Genomic DNA, 26,413 nt, shown 5'->3' on the forward strand with positions numbered 1-26,413 from the left:
TGTATTTTTATTTCGTATTATTGCAATGTTATAAAAAAATCGCAAAAAATGAACACCCAATCTTATTTAAAAGGATTTGGCATCTATTTAAAATTAGAGCGTTCATTATCTAAACACAGTATTGAAGCGTATCTAAGTGATGTAAATAAGTTATTTCAATACTTAGAAATTAGCAATTTCGATGGAAACATTAATCAGATTACTTTAAAAACACTTCGCGATTTTATTGCCTGGTTGCATAATTTGGGTATTCAGGCCAGCAGTCAGGCCAGAATTATTTCAGGTATCAAATCATTCTTCGCTTATCTTTTGCAGGAAGAAACCATCAACAAAGATCCAAGTGCTTTATTAGAAACCCCTAAAATTATCCGTAAGCTACCTGATACCCTGGGTATACATGAAATTAATCAGATTATTGAAGTGATAGACGCCTCTAAACCTGAAGGTATGCGTAATAAAGCTATTATAGAAGTATTATATGGTTGTGGCCTAAGGGTTAGCGAGTTAACTGATTTAAAAATATCCAATATTTATCCGGAAACAGAATTTATAAAAGTAACTGGTAAAGGAAACAAAGAAAGAATAGTTCCTATTGGCAATACTGCACTTAAACTATTGAATATCTATATCAATGAGATAAGAGTGCACTTTAATGTCAAAAAAGGTCACGAAGATTATATTTTTCTAAATAGATTCGGTGCTAAGATATCAAGGATTTCCATATTTAATATCATTAAAGATTTGGTTATTAATGCTGGTATTCGAAAAAACATCAGCCCCCATACTTTCAGGCATTCATTTGCCACACATCTTATAGAAGGTGGCGCCGATTTAAGGGCTGTACAAGAAATGTTAGGACATGCCAGTATTACCACTACTGAGATTTATACACACTTAGACCGTGATTACTTACATAGCGTAATTACTCAATTTCATCCAAGATCTTAATAGGCTTTATTGCATTTTATCATTCTGTCTTTACCTTGAATGTCTTTTTTTAATTCTATATTAATAAACATTTTATGTTTTAATAGTTGAATAGTTTCTTCACCTAAAAATTCATTTATTTCAAAGAAGAGATAACCACCTTCTTTCAGATTCTCCATTGCAAAATCGGCAATAGCCTCATAAAACACCAAAGGCTTTTCATTACTTACAAACAACGCCCTATGAGGCTCGTGTGCCACTACGTTTGTATGCATATCTTCTTTCTCCCGGTAAGTGATATAAGGAGGATTGCTTACAATAACATCAAATTGAAGCTTTTTTATCACAGTTGGGTTTAGTATATCATCTTGTATAAAATCAATTTCAACCTGATTAAGCTCCGCATTGATCTCAGCAGTTGTTAAGCTATCTTCAGCAATATCTATTGCCATAACATGAAAATCTGGTTTGTTCTTTTTCAGGGCTATAGCGATACATCCACTTCCTGTGCCGAGATCTAATATATTAAGGTTACCCTTTGTTAACTTTTGATCTGTATTGCAAACCGATAATATCCAATCCACCAGCTCTTCAGTTTCAGGCCGTGGTATTAAAACAGAAGGATCAACTTTGAAATATAACCCGTAAAAATAGGTTTCTTCCAATATATACTGAATGGGTTCCTGTTTTGCCAACCGATCAAGTATAAGATCAAATCTGTTGAATATGCTATGATCAATAGCTGTATCTTTTTTGAGCAAATAAGCAGATCGGTTAAGGTTCATTACATGCTGTAAGGCAATATAAAACAAGGCTTCTGCTTCATTTTCATCGTAAATATGGTTTAAATGCTCGCTGAAACGTAGCGCAACAGACTTTAATTTCATGTATTCAAAATTAGCGATAATATTACAAGCCTTTATACAGGAAACGGTAAATAAAAATAACATCCCCTGTCTTTTAACATATTTTGATTTATTTTTGTGCAATGAGCCACAAAAAATATATGCAGCGATGCCTGGATTTAGCGGTTTTGGGCATAAGTTCAGTAAGTCCAAATCCAATGGTAGGCTGTGTTATTGTTCATCAGGATAAGATCATTGGCGAAGGCTATCACCAAAAATTCGGAGAAGCACATGCAGAGGTCAATGCTATTAAAAATGTATTTGATACTTATGGAGATGAAGCCTCCTTACTGTTAAAAGAAGCTACGGTATATGTAAGTTTAGAACCTTGCGCACATTATGGAAAAACACCACCCTGTGCAGATTTATTGGTTAGATACGAGGTTAAACAGGTAGTTATTGGCAATACAGACCCTTTTACAGGTGTAAATGGCAAAGGTATAGAGAAACTAAAGAATGCAGGTATAGAAGTCATTACTGGAGTGTTAGCAGAAAAATGTGCCTTTCTTAACAGACGTTTCTTTACCCGCATCACACAAAATCGACCTTATATCATTTTAAAATGGGCACAAACCCAAAACGGTTTCTTTGCTCCACTTAACAAAAACCAAAAATGGATTACCGGTGCTTTAGCTAAACAGCTAAATTACAAGTGGCGTAACGAAGAAGACGCGATTTTAATAGGAAAAAATACTGCGCTGATTGATAATCCGCAATTAACCAGCAGAATTAAAGGATACAAAAACCCTATCCGCATAGTAATAGACCGAAACCTTGAAGTCCCTATTGATTATCATATCTATAGCAAAGAGGCAAAGACAGTGGTTTTTAATGAACTCAAAACTGAAGTAAAGGATAACATCCATTATATACAAATGGAAGATATGCTCTTTTACCTTCCTCAAAAATTAGCTTATCAATTGTATTTGATGGATATACAATCTGTAATTGTGGAAGGTGGTGTTAACTTACTGAACCAGTTTATTACAGCCGGATTATGGGATGAGGCCCGTATTTTTACAGGAAACCAGATTTGGCATGAAGGAATTGAAGCACCGCAGATCAAAGGTACTTTGCTTGAAAGACTACAATTAGAACATGATGAACTTACTATCCTAAGACCTAACCGTATATGATCTATCTCTTTACCAGTATAACATGTAGCGTAATCGTAGGAGTTTTGCTAAAACTGGCAAAACGATATGAAATCAGTATCACTCAGGCCGTAACCTGGAATTATCTGTTTGCCATTTTCTTAAGCCTTTTCTTTTTTAAACCAGATGTAAGTAGTTTTAACATTGCCCAGATTAGCCCTGTTTACATTGCTTTGGGCTTTTTACTACCCGGTATCTTCATTATTTTAGGCTTATCTGTAAAAACAGCCGGACTGGCCCGTACAGATATTGCTCAACGTTTATCCTTAATCATTTCGCTATCTGCAGCTTATTTCTTATTTAATGAAAAGTTCGATACTTTTAAGGAAATTGGATTAATATTTGGTTTTATAGCCATTTTTTTAATTCTGTACCGTAAAAACGAACAAGCTGCTAACATAAAAAGCTGGCTCTATTTGTTGTTAGTCTTTGGTGGTTTTGGCGTAATAGACATACTGTTTAAAATGGTAAGCCAAATTACCGCCATACTCTACACCACTTCTCTGTTTTACATCTATAGCTTAGCTTTTGTTCTATCGCTCATTTATACTTTATATTTAGCTGCGAAAAAACAGGAAAAACTACAGTTGGTTAATTTTATTTGCGGCTGTATTTTGGGCTTCTTCAATTTTGGGAATATTTTGTTTTATCTCAAAGCGCACAAAGCCATGGCCGGTAATCCTTCTACTGTGTTTGCTGCTATGAACTTTGGGGTAATCATTGCCGGAACTCTTGTAGGCGTTATCATTTTTAAAGAAAAATTAAGCAAGATCAATTACTTAGGTCTTATTGCTGCACTTATCGCTATTTTGCTGATCACTTTATCTAAAATTTATGCTGTTTAACGATACCTATCAAACCATTAGCCACATAAGCGAAGGCATTTTCAGAGATAAAGGCAGCAAATTTATAGGTTATGCCTATCCCATTAAAAGCGAGAATGAAATCAAAGAAATTATTAGCAAATTAAAAATTGAACATCCCAAAGCCCGACATCATTGCTGGGCAATTAGATTAACGCCCGATCGAAGTGTTTTTAAAGTCAATGACGATGGAGAACCTTCGGGCACAGCCGGGCGGCCAATATTAAATACCTTATTATCTGCAGACGTAACCAATATTCTAGTGGTAGTAGTGAGGTATTTTGGTGGTACCTTATTGGGCGTGCCCGGACTAATCAATGCTTATAAGAATGCTACACAAGAAGCGCTTAACAACAATGAAATCGTAACACGCACCGTAAATGATGTTTACAAGATTGAATTTGATTACCTGGATATGAATGCCGTAATGCGCATTGTTAAAGAAGAGGATTTAAGTGTTTTAAATCAGCATTTCGACATACAATGTGTTTTGGAATTCGAAGTAAGAAAGACTAATCTAAATAGTGTGATTGGTAAATTTGAGAAGATTGATCAGATTAAAATATCTTATCTCAGGACAGTTTAATCCTCTTTTTTTGATAAGTTTGTTATTCTAATTTTAAATCTATGCAAAAATTATCAGAAGCCGACTTGGTTATTAACCCAGATGGAAGCATTTATCATCTGAATCTTCTGCCTGAAGATATAGCCGATACTGTTATTACAGTAGGTGATTTAGATCGTGTACCCGAGGTCAGCAAATATTTCGATAAAATTGAGGTAAAGAAAGGTAAGCGCGAGTTTATTACACATACAGGTTATTTAGGTAAAAAACGCATTAGCGTAATTTCTACCGGTATTGGTACAGACAATATTGATATTGTTTTTAATGAATTAGATGCTTTGGTAAATATTGATTTTGGAACTCGCACCGTTAAACCAGCACTAAAATCATTAGACATTATCAGGATTGGAACTTCAGGTGCTGTGCAGGGAGATATACCAATGGGTACTATTTTAGCTTCTACTTATGGTTTAGGTTTAGATGCTTTAATGCATTATTATAAACAAAATAACAGCGCAGAAGAAAAAAATCTGCTAATACAAATTAATAATCATTTTAGCAGAATTGAGGGCATAAGTCCTTACCTTACTGCTGCCAGCAATAAGTTATTAGAAAACATAGCTTATGATATGGCCAAAGGAATCACGGTTACTGCACCAGGCTTTTATGCACCACAAGGCAGGCAGGTTAGAGCAAAAAATGCTGTAAATAATTTCATCGAACAAATAAACAGTTTTAAATACGGAAATAACCGAATTACCAATCTCGAAATGGAAACCGCTGGTATTTATGCTTTAGCCAAAACATTAGGGCATAACGCACTTTCTGTTAATGCTATTTTAGCCAGCAGAGTAAAGTTTGAATTTAGCAGCAATCCTAACCAGATTGTAGAAAAAGCGATTAAAACTGTTTTAGAGCGATTATAATACCTTATAATGGGATTTGCGCAAACACTACGAAGCATTCTGCTGCCTGCAATAGATTTCTTTTATCCTCCTTTTAAAAGGGTGATGAATTTGCAAACTTTCAGGTATGCGGTTTGTGGAGGTAGCAATGCTTTATTGAACTTGATTATTTTCTTCTTGGCTTATAATTTTATTTTTAAGCAGGAGTTTATCCATATTGCAGGTTTTGAGGTTACCCGTTACATTGCTGCATATATTATAGCTTTATCTATCAGTTTCCCTATTGGTTTTATTCTCAATAAATTTATAGTCTTTCAACAATCTAATCTAGAAAGTCGTATACAGCTTTTCAGGTACGGTTTTGTAACGGCAACCAGTATATTATTCGATTACCTCCTTTTGCACCTATTAGTAGGTTATTTTCAGTTCTGGGCCACTCCTTCTCAGGCTTTCATCATTGTAATATTGTCTTTATACAGCTATTTGTGCCAGACCTATTTTACGTTTAAGACCATTAAGTAAGGGTTTTGACAAACTTTGATATTGTAGTTGTGGGATAGCCTTTCTTACTGATCCAACTCATAAGCGTATCCATTCTTTCTTTCATTCTAATTCCCGAATTTCTGCTTACATAGAATGGAAAACCATATTTTTCTTTCTGTTTCAGGTCCGTAAATTCCCATGGATGAAAATAAATATTCACATATCCATCTTTTTGATAAGCTAAATGAAACAGATGTTTATAATACCATAAAGGAAAATTATGGAAAGACAACCAAAATAAAGGTATTCTGAATTTAGGGCTTACTGTAGCCGGCAACTGCCATACTTTTCCCTGCTTAAAATAAGTACGTGGAATATGCAGATTGTTGTATCTTCCTGGTAAATATGTAGGGTTTAAGGAACTGTTATAAACATAACCTGCTTTTTCTATTTCTTCATCGCTTACAGGCATCATCCTGGGCATTCTGAAACCTTCTACTTTCATCCCTGAAAGTTCTTCTAGCACCTGCTTAGATTTGAGCAGATCTTCATTCTCGAACTTAGAATGGTAATAAGTATGCGAGGCCAGTTCATGCCCCTCATTTTTTATACGTTCTATAATTTCGGGAGCATTTAAGGCAAAAACAGCAGTAGAGAAAAACGTGGCCTTAAATTGGTATTTCGCCAATAAATCGAGTATAATTTCGCAACCTTTAATAGATAAGCTAATCTGATCTTCAAAGGCTATGCTCTTATTATATTCAAAGGGCATATCGAATTCTTCGATATCAAAACTCAATAATACCATAGCTTATTTAATATTTGTAGATCGGATAATATAGGTTGGCCTGTTTTTACTTTGCATGAACATCTTACCAATGTAAATTCCCAAAATCCCTAAAATAATGAGTTGCAAACCTCCAAAAAAAGCAATGGTTACAATAAGCGATGCCCAACCGCTTACATGTGTATGAAAATATGCATAGATTGCATATGGCAGATACAACAAAGACAAACCCGATATGAGGAACCCAAGATATACAGCCATATGCAAAGGTTTTACGCTTAAAGAAGTTACACCCTGCATGGCCAATTTACGCATCCTCTTAATGTTATATTTACTGGACCCGGCAAAGCGTGCGTTTGGAATATAGTCTATAGCATATTGTTTAAAACCCAACCATTTAACCATTCCACGTACAAAGAGGTCATTCTCTTTAAAATCTTTGAATACATTGATCACACTTCTGTCCATTAACCTAAAATCGGCAGTTCCAGGTTCCAGTTCCACATCAGATAAACTGTTCATTAATTTATAAAACAAACGTGAGGTTTTTCTTTTCTTATAAGGAAGATTTTTATCTTCTTGTCTGCGAGTATAAACAACATCATAACCCTCCTCCCATTTTTCTAACATCTCTACAAGTAACCGTGGCGGATGTTGCAAATCGGCATCTAAGGAAATTACACAATCTCCTTTTGCACTATCTAAACCCGCTTTTAATGCCGGTTGGTGTCCAAAGTTTCGAGACAATTCTATATAAAAAACCCTGCTATCTTTCTGTGCTGCTTCTTTTACTAAATCTAAAGTGCGGTCTGCACAACCATCGTCAACGATGATGAGTTCATAATCATAGTTTAACTTTTTAAAAACATCTTCTATATGGTCTATAACCACCAAGATATTTTCTTCTTCGTTATATGCCGGTATTACAACCGAAACCAGTTTACTCATGAATAAGGTTTTCTTTATTAAATTTCTTAAATAAAAGCTGGTATATAATTACCAGCCAGATGATTATACACGGCAATGCTTTTAATGAATAAGGTTGTACATAGGTTTCACGTACAAATCTCGGAAATAAATCTGATGGAGAAAAACTGGTTAACAGCAAAGCAAAGATAAAAAGTGTAATACTCCAGCCGGAAACGGGTTTTTCTTGAACTAAAAACCACAGAGCTACACCAACAAAAGCAATAATATAAGTAGGTGATTCTGATGAATTACTGAAAATAACCGCAAAAATTAATGTTGAAGCCAAATAAAGCAATCTAAAGTTAATGGACTTATATTGTTTGATACGTAGGTAAGGCAAGAAGAATAATACAACACCCACAGCTAAAAATGGAAGATTAGGGATATGAATATTACCCGTTATACGTCTCACCATCCCCATTACAGAAATATCCTGCATTGAGGTTAAGCTCGCATTTAACGCCTGCTTTTCTGAAAGTGAAACGTACCAATCATGGTAACATTGCAATATGTATGATGCTCCAAAAAACAACATAGGCAGCACTAAGAATATTACCGCACAAATAATGCAACTTATAACAAATTGCATTTTATTGCGCACAAAAAAGAAAAAGGCTAAGCCCATAATTCCATATAATTTTACAAAAGTGCCTAACATGATCAAAAAAGCTGCCCAAAAATTCTTTTGCTTTTCAATCATGACAAAGGTTAAAATAATAATGGCTGCTATTGAAATGTTAAATTGGAAACTGAACAAAGCCGTCAGCATTTCATGTGCAACAATCCAATAAACTGCATTTACCTTACGATAAGTAAGCGGTAACTGGCTTACGGCAAAATACAGAAATAAAACATTGGCTAATTGCCAAAACATAGTACCTAAATAATCGGGAAGTATGGCAAAAGGTGCTATCAAGAGGGAAAAAAATGGTCCGTAATGATTGGTATCTAAATACTGCTGAGGATATGCAACATATAAATTCAGCTTATCCAAGGCATGTACATAAACATGCTTAAAAATGAGATAATTGTTGTACGACCCCTTATGGTATTGCTTGTAACCAGCTATTAAAGCCAGTAATACCCAGATTAGCAGTATAAATTTCCGGTTGTTAACCAAGTTGAGCAGTTTACTGGTTAAGTTTGTTTGGTTAGATTTCAAAATAGTTGTTTGTATTTTTAATTCGTTATGAAGTTATAACAATTTTGTATATGGTTATCTGGTTATATGGGTAACTGGGATATAAAATTGTATTCGGAAAATCAGGAATATTAACCGCGTTTGGATGATGCTGTGTTTCTATGCAAAAAGCGCTAAATTCATCATAATCCTTATTATTTTTACCTTTTTTTACATCTAGGTATTTAGCGGTGTATAAATGAACAACTGGCTCTGTAGTATATACTTGTAACTTTAAACCACTGGTTTCGCAAGTGGTTTCGGTTGCTAAAGTTAAATCTCCATAATTTTTATCTAAAATATAGCTTTGATCGTAACCTAAATCCCTGTCCCAGTTTTCAGAAAAATATTTCCCCTGTCTAAAATCATGTCTAGTTCTTTCAACTGATCTCAAATTACCAGTAACCACATAATTGCTGTCTTGTTCTAGCCAATTTGAGGCATACATTTGATGAAAGTGTTTTTTAATATCATTACCATCTGCACATAAGTTAAAATAACTATGATGGGTTAAGTTTACCGGAGTAGCTTTATCAGTAAGAGCATGATAACTTAAAATAAGCTCATTATCATCTGTAAGTCTGAATTCCAGTTGTATAACCAAATTACCCGGAAAACCTTCTTCTCCATCTATGCTCTTATATTGAAAAGTTACAGCATTCTTTTCTTCATTTACAGATAGTATATCCCACGCTTTTTTATCAAAACCTTCCTTCCCCCCATGCAAGGTATCTTCTCCTTTGTTCTGGGTTACCTGAAAGAATTGTCCATCTATCTTAAATCTGCCCGCTTTTATGCGATTGGCATAACGACCAATTATAGCGCCTAAATAAGGATAACTGTCTAAATATTGCTTGCTTATATATCCCTCAAAATCATCAAAACCTAAAACAATATCCTGACTTTCTCCATGTTTATTAAATACAATAAATTTGTTAATGATCAGACCATAATTAAATAATGTAACAGCTGTACCTTTAGTATTGGTTAATAGAATGGACATAACGTCTTTTCCATCAACCATAAAACCTGTTCTATGCTGCTTTATTTTCATTAATTGTATCTTAGTAGCTAAACTGTAAAAATACATTTTTAACATTACACCTGTCTTAAAAAATGATTAATGATTTAAAGAGAGCATTTTTTAATATTTTTCAACAGGAACCAGAAGCCTGTTACTTTGCACCTGGAAGAGTAAACTTAATTGGCGAACATATTGATTACAACGGAGGTTGGGTTATGCCCTGTGCAATCCATGCCGGAACATGGTTACTTATTCGGTTCAATAACGAATCTCTGATACGCTTACACAGCCATAATTTTTCAGCAAATGCAGCTGTTCCCATCAATAATAATTATTCAAAAAATGGGAATGAATGGTTCTATTATTCATTAGGTGTAATTAAAGCTTTACAGCAAGAATTTAACTTAAACATAAGTGGATTAGATCTTTATTACTTTGGCAATATTCCCATAGGTGCCGGCTTATCTTCTTCTGCTTCAATAGAAGTTCTAACTGCTTATGCCATCAGTGATCTTTACAAATTAGATATTCCACCTTTAGATATGGTTAAAATGACACAGCGTGTAGAGAATTTATATATAGGTGTCCAATCTGGCATAATGGACCAATTTGCAGTTACCTATGGTCAAAAAAATAAAGCTATGCTACTAAATTGTTCTTCTCTCTATCATCAAGAAATAGATTGTAATTTAGGAGATTATAACTTGGTTATCATTAATACCAATAAAACTAGAAAGCTGGAAGATTCAAAATATAATGAAAGGGTACAAGAATGTAATTCTGTTCTTAAAATCCTGCAAACCCAAATCAATATTCAATATCTTTGCGATCTTAGCTTTACAGAATGGTTACAATATCAGCATTTAGTTAAAGACAAAACTTTACAGAAAAGGGCTAGCCATGTAATCACAGAAAATGAGAGGGTTAAAAATGCTGCGGAAGCGTTAAAAAAAGCAGATTTAAATTATTTTGGAGAACTGATGTTCCAATCGCATTTATCTCTGAAAGAATATTATGAAGTTACAGGGGTAGAACTGGATACCATCGTTGATTTTTGTAGTAATTATTATGATGTAATTGGCGCGCGTATGACTGGGGCTGGCTTTGGGGGTTGCGCTATAGCGCTATTAAAAAAAGGAAAAGAAAAAGACTTTACCCAAAAACTCGTCAGCTTTTACAAAGAAAAAATAGGCTACCATCCTGATGTTTATATACAGGAAATTGGAGGCGGCCCAACAAAGATATTTTAAATCAGTATGAAGAAACTAAAATTAAATGAGCTTAATCGAGTTAATATTGAGGAATTCAAAAAACAGGATAAATTACCTATCGTTGTTATTTTGGACAATGTGCGTAGTATGCACAATGTAGGCTCTATATTTAGAACGGCTGATGGATTTTCTATAGAAAAAGTAATCTTATGTGGAATTACAGCTCAACCTCCGCATAGAGAAATTGAAAAAACTGCATTAGGTGCTACACAATCTATGGATTGGCAGCATTATGAGAATACATTAGATGCTATTAATGATCTTCGTAAAGAGGGTTATGAAATTATAGCCGTTGAGCAGGCACAAAATAGTATAATGCTCAATACTTTTAGGCCAGATCATGCCCGTAAATACGCCCTGATATTTGGCAACGAGGTAAACGGCGTAGCGGATGAAGTAATGCAACAGATTGACGGGTGTATAGAAATTCCTCAATTTGGCACCAAGCATTCTTTTAATATTGTAATATCTGCAGGGATTGTATTATGGGACTTTTTTGCGAAAATAAAATTATAGGCTAATGGAAAATAAACTACTGAAAAAATTACAGATCAAACCAGGGTTTTGTGTTTCTGTTATTAACGAACAACATTCTGTAAACTTTGGAGTGGTTCCAACAGATATAAGTTTTAAAAATCAATTTATTTCATCAGCAGATGCTTTCTTTATTTTTGCCAAAAACCGCAAAGAGCTCTATTTGCAATTGGAAAAAGTTGCTTCTTCTATTAATGATAAGACCATTTGCTGGCTAATCTATCCTAAAAGTAAGGGTAGTATTCCTACAGATTTGAATTTAATGCAAAATTTGGAAGACTTAAAAAATTATAAAGTTGAACCCTGTGCTTCTGCCGCAATTGATGAAACCTGGACTGCACTACGCATAAAAAAAAGAAGGGCAAAGCAAAAAATCGGGTTTGGCTAATGAGGATATCCAGAAAAGTGAATATGGCGATTATATTGATATTGCCAACAGGACTGTAAAACTACCTCCTTACCTCACGGAGGTTCTAAAACTGCATCCTATGGCTATTTCATTTTTTGAAAGCTTATCTTATAGCAATAAAAAAGAATACGTGCTTTGGGTTTTAAGCGCCAAGCAGGAAAAAACAAGGAATGAAAGAGTAAGTAAAACAGTAGAAAAACTACTTTCAGGTAAGAAAAATCCCAGTGAAAAGTAAAAATTCAGCTACTTCGCATGAAGCAGCTTTTGTTTTGAATATGACTCTTCTAAAGTTGAAAATCTATAGGGCATTAATGAAGGATTAAAATATAAAGCCAGAAATGATCCCATAAAATAAAAGAAACCTACCTCACTCCAGCTCAACCATTCGTTTATTTTGGCTGCATCAGATTTTAGTATAGCATTACAATTATTTTTACTACCTAAACCACAAAGATTTCTAACAAATGGATTATTCGCATCAATACTATGTGCAAGCAATAAAACACATATGCCAACTCCTAATAGTTTTACCAATAACAGGATATAATACCCTGGAACTAAAATTTGTAAATTTAATCCAAGAAATAAGGTAGATAAGAGCGTTAAGATGAACAGGGGTTTACCAAGCGTTTTTAAATTAGCGAGAAATTGTTTTTCATAATATCTTGTCTCACCACTATTAGGAGTTACTCTGGCATATAAGGCAATTCCAGACCATTGCTGTATAAAATCCTTTTCAGGTATAATTGATTTTTTCGATTTTTCGTTACTAAATGTCACTTTCCCATCGTTAATATGATGTACCAACATAAATACTCCTCCTTTGCTGTTCACATGTGCAATAAAAGGGAAAAGCATATCTTCCGCTTTATACTCTTCTTTTTTAATCTGGTAGGCTTCATTATGGATATGATATTCATTCAAAACATCACTAATGGCTAATAAACTAGGGTATTCAGGATGGTCGTATAAAGCTTTCTTTAAAGAATCATAACTAATCTTGGCATCTATATTCTTTAGAAGAAGTTGCGTTACCGCCAAAGCGTTTTCTTTAGGACGTAGTAACATAAATTTAAGTTTGGTTAGTTAGGTATAACCTAAACTATAAATTAAGTTATGACAAACAAAGATTTGTGATTTTTTTTCACAATTTTGGTTTTTTCAATATATTTAATATATTAAAGCAGCTAAATTAACTCATCATGGATATAGGAAAAACGTTAAGAATATTCAGAAACATCAAGAAAGTCTCTCAAAGTAATGTAGCTAAAGCACTTAACATGGAACGTTCAACCTACGCAAAACTTGAACAGAACTTAACTATGTTACGAATGGATGTGGCTCAACAGATCGCAGAATTCTATGGAATGGAACTATACTATTTCGCACGTTGTTTGGAATACGAACGTTTTATTTCCGATCCTACAACCTCTCGGTTAATACTCATCAGAAAAGATCAAGAAGAAAAAGAGTTGAAAATTATTTAGAATTCTCAACTCTCTATCATAACTTTAAAAGTTCTTCGTAATCTGCTCATCTAAAGGTTTTACAGCAGATCGGTATCTGTGAATAAGCTGCCCTTTTTCATCTATTAAAAATTTTTCAAAATTCCATTTAATATCTCCTGTAAAATCAGGATTAGACTGGGTAGTTAAATATTGAAACAAAGGAGAAATACGTTCGCCCTTTACCTCGCCTTTTTCTGCTATCAAGAACGTAGTATTATACTTTCCTGTACAAAACTCTTTAATTTCTGCATTAGTACCTAACTCCTGACCTCCAAAATCAGCAGAAGGGAAACCGATCAGCACCACCTTATTACCATATTGTTTATGTAGTTTTTCAAGATCTTCATATTGTGGAGTGTAACCACATTTAGAAGCCGTATTTACGATCAGTATCTTTTTTCCTTTAAACTTTGAAAGTTTGATCTCTTTTCCATCTAATGTTTTGAAAGAAAAGTCATAAATACTTTTAGGTGGATTAGGATTAAGCATTAATCCTAATAAGATTAACAATGTGTTTATCATAATGCATCTTTTTAATTATATATAAAGATAAACGTTTTATATGTTTTTTAGTTCATCATTTTTTTTACAAAAAAAGAATCTTGATTCGACACTGAATATCAATACATTATACAAAAATTGGTTTTTCTTTAAATAGAAGATCTCTTCTTTGCTAACGCAGTAACAAAGCTTTCCTTATTTTTAACCTCGAAATGCTAAGTGTGAAAAATTTAGAACTGCTATTAGACAGATCAACAGACGATACTGGAGACCAAAATGTTATTTGTTCAATAACAGATTTAAAAGGTATCATTACTTATGCGAATAAGAAATTTTGTGAAATATCTGGTTATCATGAAAATGAGTTAATCGGCTCTAATCACAATATTATTAATTCTTCTTACCATAACCGCGATTTTTTTAAGCACATGTGGCGCACTATCGGTAATGGTAAAATATGGCAAGGGGAAGTAAGAAATAAAAGTAAAGATGGCACTTATTACTGGGTAGATACCATTATTATCCCCATTATCAATGATAAGGGAAAAACTCATCACTACTTTTCTATAAGAACACTTATTAATGAAAAGAAAGAAGCTGAGGCTAAAAAAGAAAGACAGGCACAAGAATTAAGCCTATTGTTACATCAAGTATCACATCAATTAAGGCAACCCATTACGCAAATATTAAGTATTACCAATTTATTACACGAAAAACCAGCTAACAAAGAAGATTTTGAAAAGTTAATTACCTACCTGAAATCTTCTGCTAGTCTTTTGGATAATTACAGTAGAATTTTAACCCGAGATTTAGAAATTATAAAAAATAATTATAACTAATTAGTTTATATTTGAAATAATGACTGTTCAAAAGCCATTTTTTAAATATATCTGTTTATATGCTTTAGCTGTTGCAATACTTTTATCATGTAACAAGCATGAAAATGCACCGGCTTTAGATATGGATTTACAGTACTATCCCTTAAAAGAAAATAGTGTAAATATTTATAATGTAGACTCAACGGTATATAATGACTTTAACAATTCCATCACTAAATATCAGTTTTTAATAAAAGATACAGTTACCAATAAATACATTGATGCAACTGGTAATACGGCTTATCGTATTGAACGGTATAAAAAATCAGGAACTACAGACTGGTCTTTCCAAAAAGTTATTTCCCGTAAAGTAACGAGTAACAGAGCTGAAGAATTTTTAGATAACCGAAGATATATAAGATTGGTCTTCCCCCCTGTTTTAAATTTAAAATGGAACGGAAATTTATATAATGATCTTGAACATTGGGATTATACTATTACGCAATTAGATGAAAAACAGTCTGTGAATTCCTTAAATTTTAACCATACCCTTACGGTTGAACAAATTAATGAGGTAAACTTTATACGTGAAGATATTTATATAGAAAAGTACGCTAAGGAAGTAGGCCTGATCTCCAAAGAAGTTAGAGCTATTGATAAAGAGATTTCTTCAGGTAAAATAAAAAAGGGTTTTATTTATAAAATGCAATTAAATACTTATAAATAACTTTTTTCAGCAAAAATGCAGGTTCAGTTTTTGAATTTGGTCTATTTTATCCTTTATTTGCAGAAAAAGTTCTTGAATGGCAAAAAATTTACTAATTGTTGAGTCTCCGGCGAAAGCCAAAACCATAGAAGGTTATTTAGGTAAAGATTTCTTAGTTAAATCGAGCTATGGCCACATACGTGATTTGGTTAAAGATGACATGGGGATTGATATTGATAATAATTTTGCCCAAACCTATGAAGTTCCGGCCGATAAAAAACAAGTGGTTGCCGAACTTAAGAAATTAGCTAAAACTGCCGAAACAGTTTGGTTAGCATCCGATGAAGACCGTGAAGGAGAAGCTATTTCATGGCACTTATTCGAAACTTTAGGCTTAAAAGAACAAAATACAAAACGTATTGTATTTCATGAGATTACCAAACCGGCTATACTCAAAGCAATAGAAACACCCCGTAATATAGACTATAATTTAGTTTACGCACAACAAGCACGTAGGGTATTAGATCGTTTAGTAGGTTTTGAGCTTTCTCCTGTACTATGGAAAAAGGTAAAACCTTCTTTATCTGCCGGACGCGTACAATCTGTTGCCGTGCGTTTAATTGTAGACAGAGAACGTGAAATCAATCATTTCAAATCTACTGCCGATTTTAAGGTAACCGCACAGTTTAGCACTGAAAAAGGTAAAGAACTGATAAAAGCTGAATTACCTCAGCGTTTTGCCAAAGCCGAGGATGCAGAAAAATTCCTCAACGATTGTATTCATGCTGTCTTTAACGTAACCAGTCTTGAGGTAAAACCGGCAAAACGTAACCCTGCTGCTCCCTTCACTACTTCAACTTTACAACAGGAAGCATCCCGAAAATTAGGTTTTTCGGTAGCACGTACCATGCAAATTGCTCAGCGTTTGTATGAAAACGGTAAGATTACTTATATGCGTACCGATTCAGTAAACTTATCTGAAACGGCAATTGCAGCAGCAGCAGCAGAAATCAAGTCATCATACGGTGAAAAATATCACCAGCCACGTGTATATAAAACCAAAACAGCAGGTGCGCAAGAAGCCCATGAAGCCATTCGGCCTACCTATTTTGATCAGCATACCATTAATGGAGATAATGCTGAAAAACGCCTCTACGAGCTGATCTGGAAACGAGCGATTGCTTCTCAAATGAGCGAAGCAATTTTTGAAAAAACAAGCATAAATATAGGTGTAAACACACGAAAAGAAGAATTTGTAGCTGAAGGAGAAGTGTTAAAATTTGAGGGTTTCCTTAAAGTTTACCTGGAATCTACTGACGATGAGGATGAGGATAATGAAAATAACAATCTTTTACCCCCATTAGCTAAGAACCAGCCTTTAATGTTAAACGAAATGGCTGCTACAGAGCGTTTCTCTCGTCCACCGGCACGTTATACAGAGGCCAGCTTAGTAAAAAAATTAGAAGAACTAGGCATTGGTCGTCCATCAACCTACGCACCTACCATATCTACCATTCAAAATCGTGGATATGTGGTTAAGGAAGACAGGGAAGGTAAAAAAAGAGATTATACTGCATTTATTTTAAGTAAAAATCAGGTTAGCAAACATAAAAAATCTGAAATCACAGGTGCAGAAAAAGCTAAACTATTTCCTACAGACATAGGAGAAGTAGTAAATGACTTTCTTGTAGAGCACTTTAAAGGAATTGTTGATTTCAACTTTACTGCTAAAGTTGAAAAACAATTTGATGAAATAGCTCAGGGATTACAAAATTGGACCAAGATGCTACATGCTTTTTATGGTCCTTTTCATGATGAAGTTGAAAATACCATTGAAAATGCTGACAGGGCTACCGGCGAGCGTTTATTGGGTATAGACCCCGAAACCGGTAAAAACGTATACACTAAAGTAGGACGTTTTGGTCCCCTTGTACAGATTGGGGAAATAAGCGATAATGAAAACGATAAACCTCGTTATGCAAGTTTAACTAAAACACAATCAATTGGTACAATAACACTTGAAGAAGCTTTAGACTTATTTAAGTTACCTTTTCAACTAGAAGATTACCAAGGCAAAGAAGTTTCAGTTGGAATAGGGCGATTTGGACCTTATGTAAAATGGGGCGATACTTTTATCTCAGCTCCAAAAAACATTGATCCTTTAAGTATTGATAATGAAAAAGCAAGAGCAATTATCAATGAAAAAATTGATGCTGATGCACCTATTGGCTCTTATCAAAATATGCCTGTAACAAAAGGCACAGGTCGCTTCGGACCGTTTATTAAATGGAACGATTTGTTTATCAATGTACCTAAAGCTTATAATTTCAACAATCTCTCTCAAAATGAGATAGAAGAGCTGATCAGCAAAAAAATAGAAAAAGAAAACAACAGGTTCATTCAGCAATGGCCAAGTGACAAAATCGCATTAGAAAATGGCCGTTGGGGACCTTTCATTCGTTTTGGCAAGGAAATGCTAAAATTAGGAAATAATCCTGTTACTAAACAGAAGTTTACCGCTGAAGAACTTTCATCTATCTCTCTGGAAGAGGTAAAAAAACTTATTATTGCACAAAAACCCGATGCTTTTGAACCGAAAAAGAAAGCAACGGCCAAAAAAACTGCTGCAAAGAAAAAATAAATTAAATCGTCATGTTAACACAAATCCAGCATGACGAATAAATATAAAATGAAAAAAGATTTACCTGAGAATATTGTTGAAGACGTTGCCATAGCCATTGTATTGATGGAAGAAAGCCCTGAAGTAAAAAACTGGACAGTTTATCTCCTTAATTTAAAAAATGAGCCTATAGCTAATGTTCTGATCAGTTCCAAAGGATATGGAGAAAAAGATGGCAGACAGGTAAAAACCTCTACCCTACGCCATTTCATTGGCGATGTGAATGCTAAAAGCTATGCTGGTGTTGAGGCCATCGATACCGCTGTTTTTGGATTAACAAATGAATACTGGTTAAGTTATTACATTAACGGTACCATCTATGATAAAAAATTTATTTTCCTACCGGAAAGCATCGTAGATACCAATTTAATTCGTATCCCTTTGATTAACAAACCAGGTGTAATGATCAAATAGAAAATAATAGTTCTTACTAGAATTTCTAACCTCAGTTCTTTATTCAGCTACAGAATTCAACCAGATTCTTGTGATTTATTTGCGTTATAAATTTCAAGAAAATGAAAAGAATAGCCTTACTGATTTATTTTTCCATTATTTCAATTTCAGTTTTTGCGCAAAGCAGGACTAAAATTGTAGTTAAAGATGCCGAAAATAGTACTCCTATAGTTGGCGCTACTATAGTTAGTAGAATCAATCGTCAAAATGCCGTACAAACCGATAAAAATGGCTTAGCAGTTTTCAACACCAAAATCTCTACAGACACATTAGAAATTAGTTATATAGGTTATCAAAATCAGCTGCTGTTCATTAAACAAGCCGATACAAGTACACATACAGTTTTACTAAAAATAGATCACACAATCTTAAATGAGGTAACCATTGTTTCTTCTACCAGAAGTAACGAACGCATTGAAAACGCTACTACAAAAGTTGAGGTACTGGGTTCAGAAGAGATGAATGAGGAAAGCAGTGTTAAGCCAGCAAATGTAGCCAGTATATTAGGCGATATTAGTGGTGTCCAAATTCAACAATCGTCAGCTACATCGGGCAATGTTAATATCAGGATATTGGGTTTAGATGGAAAGTATACACAAATGCTTAGAGATGGAATGCCTTTATTTGATGGCTTTTCAGGTGGGTTTGGGGTATTATCTATTCCTCCTCTCGATTTGAAACAACTAGAATTGATTAAAGGATCTTCTTCTACTCTATATGGCGGCGGCGCAATTGGTGGTTTGGTAAATTTTATTTCTAAAAAGCCCAGTTTTAAACCGGATGCCTCATTCGTTTTAAATGGTTCTACCCTCAAAGAGTTCAATTTAAACGCTTATTATGGTCAACGTTGGAAAAATATGGGTTTAACTCTATTTGCAGGACAAACTTTACAACATGAAGTTGATGTAGATAAAGATGGTTTAAGTGACGTACCAAAGCTAAAAAGTACTTTAATACATCCGGTATTGTTTTTCTATCCATCAGAACAAAGTAGCATTTCTTTAGGTTGGTCTGGTAATTTTGAAAAACGTTTTGGCGGAGACATGATTGCAATTAAACACCAGGGCAATGCTGACCACCCTTATTTTGAAGAGAACAAGCTTTCAAGAAACACTTTTACTTTAATGGCCGATGACCGATTGGGTACAAACCTAACGGCCAACGTCAAAGCTTCTTTAAGCAATTTTAATCGTAACATCTATACCAACATTTATAGTTTTAACGGGTCTCAACTTGATTATTATGCCGAAGCATCTCTTTCCGCTGCACTGGGTAAACATTTTCTAATTGTTGGCATAAATGCCGTTGGCAATAATTTTAAACCTTCTGTAAATACGCCTGTACCTATTGGAAATTTCAAAAACAATACCATAGGTATTTTTGCGCAAGACAACTGGAGAATATTAGAGAGTACTAAACTGGAAACTGGTTTAAGGTTAGATCATAATGATTATGGTACTTACCTATTACCAAGGATTGCTTTATTTCATCAACTAAATAAATTATGGGGATTTAGGGCAGGTTTAGGTACAGGTTACAAAACACCAAACCCGCTTACGCCACAGAATAAAGATTTTGACATCATCAATATCGATGCACTTAATGCCAATGCTGGAACAGAGAAATCATTAGGCGCAAATATTGAAGGCAATTTTAAATTAGAATGGGATAATGAGCATAGCCTCTTTATTAACCAGGCATTCTTTATCACCAGCATCAGGCATCCTTTTATTGGTTATGAACAGCTTAATGGTAATTTAGGTTTTTTCAATGCAACAAAACCTATAGTTACCAAAGGATTTGATACCTATGTACAGTTTAAATTAGAAGATTGGGAAATCTATTTCGGTTACACCTTTACAGATGCCAAGCGTACTTATTTAAGCTCGAATCGGTTTATGCCTTACACTCCTAAAAACAGGGCTGCGACTACACTAGTTTATGAAGTAGAAAATGAATGGAGATTTGGAATAGAAGCATCGTACAATGGAATTCAATACCGAGATGATTATAGCAAAACACATGATTATGTTTTTATGGCCGGAATGATAGAAAGAAAATTCGGTCCTAAATTCAGTGTTGTTTTAAATGGAGAGAATTTATTGGATAAACGTCAGAGCAAATATGAACCCGTTTATACTGGAAATATTAAAAATCCTGATTATAAAGTATTATGGGCACCTATTGACGGAAGAGTAATCAATTTAGCCCTTAAATTTACTCCTTTTGCTAAGTAACGGGCAACAAAAAAGGCCTATCTCAAAAAGGGATCGCCACCCTGAATTTATCTTAGAGCATCTTTGCAGTATCTCTGCAAAATATTTAATATTCTGAAACAAGTTCAGAATGACGATTCTTAAGAATTTGAGATAGGCCCCTTTTAGGTTAAGGTTTTATTAGATTGCCTTTTTCATCAAAAAGCAAATCTTTACCTTTTACTTCTGCTTCAAATACCACTTGTCCGTTAGCTTTGGTAATCTTTGCTGTTTCAGTTACTTTTAAACCTTTTAATTTGGCTCTTACCGCTTCGGGTAGATCATTAAACCTTAAGGCTACTTCTGTTTCCTGAAGCTGACCTTTAGCATTGTAAACTTCAGAAGTTTTAACATCATTTGCTGTAAAGGCTGCCTCATAATTATCTTTTTCCATTTCCCATTTTACCCCTGTTACACCTGGATGAGCTTTCTGAAATGCAGATTTAACATTTGCAGGAACTTTACTTTCATTTACTTTTTGTGCATTTGCACCTATAGCCATAATTCCTAAGGCTAACATTAATTGAATTCCTTTTTTCATAATTTAATTTCTAAACTTTATCCTAAGTTAATCCACAATTATGAAGCAATTCTGTAGCTACTTATTTTTTAAAAAAGATGTTGAATTGATGTTGTTTTTCTTCAAAACTATAGCTAAAATCAAAATGGTAGAGGTTACAGATTTGAAAAACAATGGCTAATCCTAGCCCTGTTCCAGTTGAATTGGAAGATTTCTCAAATCGTTTGAAATACCTGGTGTCCAACGCACCTTCAGCTGCAGTATTCATTAAGGAAAAACCATGAGCTTGTAATACTACAAAAATATCTCCGCCCATAGGGCTATATTTAATGGCATTTACCAATAAGTTATTTAACAGTATTTCTGCCAGATACTTACTCATCATAACTTTACAGGAAGCTTGCTGCATATAAAAACGAAGACCTGCTTTCAATATCAATTCGCTAAATTGTTTCGATTTCTCAACAAACAATTCTTCAATATCTATTTCTTGAACATCTGGTAAAAGGTTATGCTCTATTTGGGTTAATAATAATAATGATTGATTCAATTTGGTTAAACGCGCTATAGCATCATAAATATCAGTTATGATGAGTACGTGCTGTTCTGTCAATTTTTCTGTTTGTAATAAACTATCTAATTTCGAGTTAACAATAGCAAGAGGAGTCATCATTTCATGTGATGCATTGTCTGTAAAGTTTTTGAGTTCTTTATAATCCTGATTTACCTGATTTGCCATCATTATGGCTGAACGATTTAACTCGTTGAATTCATTTATATTGGTTTCTATATAATTGATCTCAGCATTTTGTTTAATGCTAAAGGCTTTCATCTGGTTTAATACACCATAGAACGGTTGCCACAACCTGTTCAACAAAAAACGATGAATAATCCACAATGCCAGTAATAATAAACCTGTAATGCAAACTGTAACCAAAAGAATTAGCCTCACCAAATCTTCTGCTTCTACCCTTGATTTTATAATTGTAACCTCGTAAAAAGTATCATTTACCGGTATAATCGTAGTCAAGCTTCTTCCAGGTTCGGTTTCTTTTTCCCGTTTATCATAAAATATCGTATTTCTGAATACTCTTTCTGTTGAAGGTGGCAGCGTTGTAATTTTATACAAAACCTCCTGATCTATAAAACTGGTTAGCAAGGGTAAGCTATGATAATTAGCTACATATTGTCGTATCTCATCTTCTTCTGTCATAAGGTCTCTATCCAGTTTTTTAGTTAAAATAAAGTGTATAAGAAGATAATATACAATGCCCGTTAAGAGCAATATAAGTATAGAAACCAATAAATTAACCTTATTATATTGATTGGCCAGTTTCATATAACGCCAAATTTGTAACCTATACCATAAACCGATTTTAAATAGTCTTTTGAGCCTGCTTCCAAAAGTTTTTTGCGTAGATTCTTAATATGTGTGTAGATAAAATCAAAATCATCTGCAATATCTATTTCATCTCCCCATAAATGTTCTGCTATGGCATTTTTAGAAACGACTTTAGCCTTATTGGCAAGAAAATAAACTAATAGATCAAATTCCTTTTTAGTTAAAGCTACCTGTGTTTCATTTACCAGAACATTAAATGAAGAAAGGTCAACCTCAATCTCGTTAAAGTGAATAATCTTGTTGCCGTTAAAATTCTTACGTCTTACAATAGCAGCTACTCTGGCTTTCAGCTCTGAAAGATGGAAAGGTTTAACCAAATAATCATCTGCACCTATTTCTAAGCCAATCAACCTATCATCCAAAGAATTCTTTGCAGAAATAATCAGTACTCCATCAGGCTTGCTTTGCCGTTTGATTTCTTTTAAAAGACTTAACCCATCACCGTCTGGTAAACCTAAATCAAGTATGATACAGTCGTAATCGTATAAAGCTATTTTTTCAGATGCAGATAAAAAATCAGCTGCTGTTTCACATAAAGTACCATCATCGGTAAAATAAGTTAAAATACTATCTAACAATGCTTTTTCATCTTCAATGATTAAAACTTTCATCTTTATAAAACTACGTTCTCTATAACAGTACCAATTTACAGTTTCCTTTTTAAATCTCTTCAAGGATTTTTTGCTTCGCAAGATAGATTGAAGCATAATTATTAAGCTAAAAAAATTATCTTTGCACAAAGATGAAAAATATACGTAATTTCTGCATTATAGCACATATAGACCATGGTAAAAGTACCTTGGCCGACCGTTTATTAGAATTTACAAACACCATAAGTCAGCGGGAAGCGCAAGCTCAATTATTAGATAATATGGATCTTGAGCGTGAGCGTGGTATAACTATAAAAAGCCATGCCATACAAATGAACTATAAACTTAATGGTGAAGAGTACATTTTTAATTTAATTGATACTCCCGGTCACGTAGATTTTTCTTATGAAGTTTCACGTTCTATCGCAGCTTGTGAGGGTGCATTATTGATTGTTGATGCATCTCAAGGTATTCAAGCTCAAACCATTTCCAATTTATACCTGGCCTTAGAACATGATTTAGAGATTATTCCTATTCTAAATAAAATGGATCTTCCGGGTGCAATGCCCGAAGAAGTAAAAGATCAGATTATAGATTTAATTGGGTGCAAACGCGAAGATATCATACCTGCTTCCGGTAAAACAGGAATGGGTATCTCTGATATTCTACAAGCCATTGTAGAACGTGTTCCCGCTCCAAAGGGTAATCCTGATGGTGAATTACAAGCGTTAATTTTTGATAGCGTTTTTAACTCATTTAGAGGTATTATAGCTTACTATAAGGTAGTTAACGGCAAAATCAAAAAAGGAGATAAAGTAAAATTTATCAATACGGGCAAGCAATACATTGCTGATGAGGTTGGTGTCTTAAAATTAGATATGGCCCCAAGAGATGTCATTAAAACCGGTGATGTAGGCTATATTATTTCAGGTATAAAAGAAGCCCGTGAAGTAAAAGTTGGTGATACCATTACCACTGTAGAAAATGGATCAAATGAAGGCATACAAGGTTTTGAAGAGGTAAAACCAATGGTTTTTGCAGGTATTTACCCTGTAGATACAGAAGATTATGAAGAGCTGAGAGAGAGTATGCACAAGCTGCAGCTCAACGATGCTTCCATTGTTTTCGAACCTGAAAGTTCAGCGGCATTAGGTTTCGGTTTCCGTTGTGGTTTCTTGGGTATGCTCCATATGGAAATTATTCAAGAACGTTTGGAACGTGAATTTAATATGACGGTAATTACTACCGTGCCAAACGTATCGTATAATGCATACACTTCAAAAGGTGAGCTTGTTATTGTTAATAACCCCTCAGATCTACCTGATCCTAGCAAGATAGATTATGTAGAAGAGCCTTTTATCAAAGCGAATATTATTACCAAAGCAGAATTTGTAGGCCCTGTATTAAGTTTATGTATTCAAAAGCGTGGTATTATTGTAAATCAATCATATTTAACTGCAGACAGGGTTGAACTGGTTTTTGAAATGCCTATGGGCGAAATTGTTTTTGATTTCTATGATAAATTAAAAACAATTTCAAAAGGATATGCTTCTTTTGATTACCATCCTATCGGCTACCGTAAATCAGATTTGGTTCGTTTAGATATACGTTTAAATGATGAACCTGTTGATGCCTTATCATCATTGATTCACCGCAGTAATGCTTATGATTTTGGTAAAAAGATTTGTGAAAAATTAAAAGAACTTTTACCTCGCCAGCAATTTGAGATTAAGATTCAGGCATCTATTGGTGCTAAGGTCATAGCTCGTGAAACTATTAGTGCTTTACGTAAAGACGTTACAGCCAAATGTTATGGTGGTGATATTTCGCGTAAGCGTAAACTATTGGAAAAACAGAAAAAAGGTAAAAAACGTATGCGTCAGGTAGGTAACGTAGAGATACCTCAATCTGCATTTATGGCAGTATTAAAATTAGATTAAACCAGATTTGAGACTTAAATAGTCAATCACATCTTACATCTCAAAAATATGCAATTATTAGACGGAAAATACGTATCTGAAAAAATAAAGCTTCAAATAGCTGATGAGGCTGTTCGTTTTTTAAACGATACTGGAAGAAAACCTCATTTAGCAGCTATTTTGGTTGGTAACGATGGTGGTAGCGAGACCTACGTTGCCAGTAAAATGAAAAATTGTGAAAAAGTGGGATTTAAATCTTCATTATACAGATACGATACTACCGTTAGTGAAACCGAACTTTTAGATAAAATTACTGAAATCAATAACGACTCTGATGTTGATGGACTGATTGTACAACTTCCTCTTCCTAAGCACATAGATCCTGAAAAAATTACAGAAGCCATTGATTATAAAAAAGATGTAGATGGTTTTCACCCCATTAACTTAGGCAGAATGATGCGCAATCTTCCTTGTTTTATTCCTGCTACACCTTATGGCATTTTGTTAATGTTGCAAGAATATGGAATAAATACAAGTGGTATGCACTGTGTTGTGGTTGGGCGTAGTAATATTGTAGGAAGTCCCATGAGTATTTTGATGGCACGTAATACCAATCCGGGTAATTGCACCGTAACTTTAACGCACTCCAAAACCAAAGATTTAAAAGAACAGGTATTACAAGCCGACATCATTATAGCAGCTATAGGTAAAAAGAATTTCATTACTGTTGATATGGTAAAACCGGGCGCTATTGTTATAGATGTTGGCATAAACCGCGAAACTTCTAATGAAACCAAATCAGGTTTTAAACTTTACGGCGACGTGGATTTCGATAATGTTGCCCCAGCAACATCATACATTACTCCTGTTCCGGGCGGAGTAGGTTTAATGACCATTGTAGGTTTATTAAAAAATACTTTAGCCTCAGCTAAAAAAACAATTTATTAACTTAATAGATTCTAAAAGAGGTCAATAAAACAGAATATCATAATCTGTTTTATTGGCTTTTCTTTTTCTCTAATTTCATATACGTGTTAAAATTTAAATTAATACGTAAATTATTTATATTTGTTTATGATAACAAC

General features: G+C 34.1%; 28 protein-coding genes. 18 read left to right on the forward strand and 10 right to left on the reverse strand.

Features of this window, described 5'->3' with window-relative positions:
* Nucleotides 1–48: 48 nt before the first annotated feature.
* Nucleotides 49–948, forward strand: a complete 900-nt coding sequence (gene xerD, locus ACLHG9_RS11565) for a site-specific tyrosine recombinase XerD (protein WP_410221643.1) — start codon at nucleotides 49–51, stop codon at nucleotides 946–948.
* Here the strand turns inward: xerD and prmC are convergent.
* Nucleotides 945–1,814 (reverse strand): peptide chain release factor N(5)-glutamine methyltransferase, encoded by an 870-nt coding sequence (gene prmC / locus ACLHG9_RS11570; RefSeq protein WP_410221644.1) that lies wholly within the window; start codon nucleotides 1,812–1,814, stop codon nucleotides 945–947. The genes xerD and prmC overlap by 4 nt on opposite strands.
* Before the next feature lie 101 nt (nucleotides 1,815–1,915).
* On the opposite strand from prmC, the gene ribD reads away from it, so the two are divergent.
* From ribD to ACLHG9_RS11595, 5 genes are read left to right on the forward strand one after another with little or no spacing between them, the layout of a single operon-like run.
* A complete protein-coding gene (gene ribD / locus ACLHG9_RS11575) occupies nucleotides 1,916–2,968 on the forward strand; it encodes a bifunctional diaminohydroxyphosphoribosylaminopyrimidine deaminase/5-amino-6-(5-phosphoribosylamino)uracil reductase RibD (RefSeq protein ID WP_410221645.1) in 1,053 nt (350 codons plus the stop codon).
* Nucleotides 2,965–3,831 carry an EamA/RhaT family transporter gene (locus ACLHG9_RS11580; RefSeq protein ID WP_410221646.1) on the forward strand — a complete coding sequence of 289 codons (867 nt, stop codon included), beginning with the start codon at nucleotides 2,965–2,967 and terminating at the stop codon, nucleotides 3,829–3,831. Before ribD ends, ACLHG9_RS11580 begins: the two co-directional genes overlap by 4 nt.
* On the forward strand, nucleotides 3,821–4,435 hold the full coding sequence (locus tag ACLHG9_RS11585; RefSeq protein WP_410221647.1) for a YigZ family protein: 615 nt from the start codon (nucleotides 3,821–3,823) through the stop codon (nucleotides 4,433–4,435). Before ACLHG9_RS11580 ends, ACLHG9_RS11585 begins: the two co-directional genes overlap by 11 nt.
* Nucleotides 4,436–4,476: 41 nt before the next feature.
* On the forward strand, nucleotides 4,477–5,340 hold the full coding sequence (locus ACLHG9_RS11590; RefSeq protein ID WP_410221648.1) for a nucleoside phosphorylase: 864 nt from the start codon (nucleotides 4,477–4,479) through the stop codon (nucleotides 5,338–5,340).
* Nucleotides 5,341–5,349: 9 nt separating this feature from the next.
* A complete protein-coding gene (locus ACLHG9_RS11595) occupies nucleotides 5,350–5,841 on the forward strand; it encodes a GtrA family protein (RefSeq protein ID WP_410221649.1) in 492 nt (163 codons plus the stop codon).
* Here the strand turns inward: ACLHG9_RS11595 and ACLHG9_RS11600 are convergent.
* Genes ACLHG9_RS11600 through ACLHG9_RS11615 form a run of 4 tightly spaced genes read right to left on the reverse strand, consistent with a single transcriptional unit; the run spans nucleotide 5,834 to nucleotide 9,792 of the window.
* Complete coding sequence (locus ACLHG9_RS11600) at nucleotides 5,834–6,610, reverse strand: polysaccharide deacetylase family protein (protein WP_410221650.1); 777 nt, start codon at nucleotides 6,608–6,610, stop codon at nucleotides 5,834–5,836. The genes ACLHG9_RS11595 and ACLHG9_RS11600 overlap by 8 nt on opposite strands.
* A gap of 3 nt (nucleotides 6,611–6,613) precedes the next feature.
* Nucleotides 6,614–7,537 carry a glycosyltransferase family 2 protein gene (locus ACLHG9_RS11605; RefSeq protein ID WP_410221651.1) on the reverse strand — a complete coding sequence of 308 codons (924 nt, stop codon included), beginning with the start codon at nucleotides 7,535–7,537 and terminating at the stop codon, nucleotides 6,614–6,616.
* Entirely contained in the window at nucleotides 7,530–8,720 is a 1,191-nt protein-coding gene (locus ACLHG9_RS11610; protein ID WP_410221652.1) for a glycosyltransferase family 87 protein, read from the reverse strand. The genes ACLHG9_RS11605 and ACLHG9_RS11610 overlap by 8 nt, the downstream gene beginning before the upstream one ends.
* 25 nt (nucleotides 8,721–8,745) lie before the next feature.
* Complete coding sequence (locus ACLHG9_RS11615) at nucleotides 8,746–9,792, reverse strand: aldose epimerase family protein (protein ID WP_410221653.1); 1,047 nt, start codon at nucleotides 9,790–9,792, stop codon at nucleotides 8,746–8,748.
* Nucleotides 9,793–9,854: 62 nt separating this feature from the next.
* Between ACLHG9_RS11615 and ACLHG9_RS11620 the strand changes: the two genes are divergently transcribed.
* From ACLHG9_RS11620 to ACLHG9_RS11635, 4 genes are read left to right on the forward strand one after another with little or no spacing between them, the layout of a single operon-like run.
* A complete protein-coding gene (locus ACLHG9_RS11620; protein ID WP_410221654.1) occupies nucleotides 9,855–11,012 on the forward strand; it encodes a galactokinase in 1,158 nt (385 codons plus the stop codon).
* 6 nt (nucleotides 11,013–11,018) lie between these two features.
* On the forward strand, nucleotides 11,019–11,549 hold the full coding sequence (locus ACLHG9_RS11625; RefSeq protein ID WP_410221655.1) for an RNA methyltransferase: 531 nt from the start codon (nucleotides 11,019–11,021) through the stop codon (nucleotides 11,547–11,549).
* A 4-nt stretch (nucleotides 11,550–11,553) separates the two neighbouring features.
* A complete protein-coding gene (locus ACLHG9_RS11630; RefSeq protein ID WP_410221656.1) occupies nucleotides 11,554–11,955 on the forward strand; it encodes a hypothetical protein in 402 nt (133 codons plus the stop codon).
* Complete coding sequence (locus tag ACLHG9_RS11635) at nucleotides 11,948–12,211, forward strand: YdeI/OmpD-associated family protein (RefSeq protein WP_410221657.1); 264 nt, start codon at nucleotides 11,948–11,950, stop codon at nucleotides 12,209–12,211. Before ACLHG9_RS11630 ends, ACLHG9_RS11635 begins: the two co-directional genes overlap by 8 nt.
* Before the next feature lie 8 nt (nucleotides 12,212–12,219).
* Here ACLHG9_RS11635 and ACLHG9_RS11640 read toward each other — a convergent pair whose 3' ends face one another.
* Nucleotides 12,220–13,044, reverse strand: a complete 825-nt coding sequence (locus ACLHG9_RS11640) for a cysteine peptidase family C39 domain-containing protein (RefSeq protein WP_410221658.1) — start codon at nucleotides 13,042–13,044, stop codon at nucleotides 12,220–12,222.
* Nucleotides 13,045–13,178: 134 nt separating this feature from the next.
* Between ACLHG9_RS11640 and ACLHG9_RS11645 the strand changes: the two genes are divergently transcribed.
* Nucleotides 13,179–13,463: a helix-turn-helix domain-containing protein gene (locus ACLHG9_RS11645; RefSeq protein WP_243362337.1), complete on the forward strand. Its 285-nt coding sequence runs from the start codon at nucleotides 13,179–13,181 to the stop codon at nucleotides 13,461–13,463.
* A gap of 24 nt (nucleotides 13,464–13,487) precedes the next feature.
* Here ACLHG9_RS11645 and ACLHG9_RS11650 read toward each other — a convergent pair whose 3' ends face one another.
* Nucleotides 13,488–14,006 carry a glutathione peroxidase gene (locus tag ACLHG9_RS11650; protein ID WP_410221659.1) on the reverse strand — a complete coding sequence of 173 codons (519 nt, stop codon included), beginning with the start codon at nucleotides 14,004–14,006 and terminating at the stop codon, nucleotides 13,488–13,490.
* Nucleotides 14,007–14,206: 200 nt separating this feature from the next.
* Between ACLHG9_RS11650 and ACLHG9_RS11655 the strand changes: the two genes are divergently transcribed.
* The 5 genes from ACLHG9_RS11655 (at nucleotide 14,207) to ACLHG9_RS11675 (ending at nucleotide 20,879) form a co-directional block, all read left to right on the forward strand.
* Entirely contained in the window at nucleotides 14,207–14,824 is a 618-nt protein-coding gene (locus tag ACLHG9_RS11655; RefSeq protein WP_410221660.1) for a PAS domain S-box protein, read from the forward strand.
* A gap of 19 nt (nucleotides 14,825–14,843) precedes the next feature.
* Complete coding sequence (locus ACLHG9_RS11660) at nucleotides 14,844–15,530, forward strand: hypothetical protein (protein ID WP_410221661.1); 687 nt, start codon at nucleotides 14,844–14,846, stop codon at nucleotides 15,528–15,530.
* A 76-nt stretch (nucleotides 15,531–15,606) separates the two neighbouring features.
* Entirely contained in the window at nucleotides 15,607–18,150 is a 2,544-nt protein-coding gene (topA, locus tag ACLHG9_RS11665; protein ID WP_410221662.1) for a type I DNA topoisomerase, read from the forward strand.
* Between the two features lie 48 nt (nucleotides 18,151–18,198).
* A complete protein-coding gene (locus ACLHG9_RS11670; RefSeq protein ID WP_410221663.1) occupies nucleotides 18,199–18,603 on the forward strand; it encodes a hypothetical protein in 405 nt (134 codons plus the stop codon).
* 101 nt (nucleotides 18,604–18,704) lie between these two features.
* Nucleotides 18,705–20,879: a TonB-dependent receptor domain-containing protein gene (locus tag ACLHG9_RS11675; RefSeq protein WP_410221664.1), complete on the forward strand. Its 2,175-nt coding sequence runs from the start codon at nucleotides 18,705–18,707 to the stop codon at nucleotides 20,877–20,879.
* A gap of 148 nt (nucleotides 20,880–21,027) precedes the next feature.
* On the opposite strand, the gene ACLHG9_RS11680 is transcribed toward ACLHG9_RS11675, so the two are convergent.
* The 3 genes from ACLHG9_RS11680 to ACLHG9_RS11690 all read right to left on the reverse strand — a co-directional run bounded on the left by ACLHG9_RS11680 (nucleotide 21,028) and on the right by ACLHG9_RS11690 (nucleotide 23,430).
* The gene (locus tag ACLHG9_RS11680; protein WP_410221665.1) at nucleotides 21,028–21,438 is read right to left on the reverse strand and encodes a PepSY-like domain-containing protein; all 411 of its coding nucleotides are present in this window, start codon (nucleotides 21,436–21,438) and stop codon (nucleotides 21,028–21,030) included.
* A gap of 61 nt (nucleotides 21,439–21,499) precedes the next feature.
* On the reverse strand, nucleotides 21,500–22,756 hold the full coding sequence (locus ACLHG9_RS11685) for a sensor histidine kinase (RefSeq protein WP_410221666.1): 1,257 nt from the start codon (nucleotides 22,754–22,756) through the stop codon (nucleotides 21,500–21,502).
* Complete coding sequence (locus tag ACLHG9_RS11690) at nucleotides 22,753–23,430, reverse strand: response regulator transcription factor (protein ID WP_410221667.1); 678 nt, start codon at nucleotides 23,428–23,430, stop codon at nucleotides 22,753–22,755. The genes ACLHG9_RS11685 and ACLHG9_RS11690 overlap by 4 nt, the downstream gene beginning before the upstream one ends.
* A gap of 131 nt (nucleotides 23,431–23,561) precedes the next feature.
* Between ACLHG9_RS11690 and lepA the strand changes: the two genes are divergently transcribed.
* Together lepA and ACLHG9_RS11700 are read left to right on the forward strand one after the other, a co-directional pair.
* A complete protein-coding gene (lepA, locus tag ACLHG9_RS11695) occupies nucleotides 23,562–25,349 on the forward strand; it encodes a translation elongation factor 4 (RefSeq protein WP_410221668.1) in 1,788 nt (595 codons plus the stop codon).
* A 48-nt stretch (nucleotides 25,350–25,397) separates the two neighbouring features.
* Nucleotides 25,398–26,276, forward strand: a complete 879-nt coding sequence (locus tag ACLHG9_RS11700; protein ID WP_410221669.1) for a bifunctional 5,10-methylenetetrahydrofolate dehydrogenase/5,10-methenyltetrahydrofolate cyclohydrolase — start codon at nucleotides 25,398–25,400, stop codon at nucleotides 26,274–26,276.
* Nucleotides 26,277–26,413 lie beyond the last annotated feature (137 nt).

Source organism: Pedobacter sp. (assembly GCF_046462515.1).
Lineage (GTDB): Bacteria > Bacteroidota > Bacteroidia > Sphingobacteriales > Sphingobacteriaceae > Pedobacter.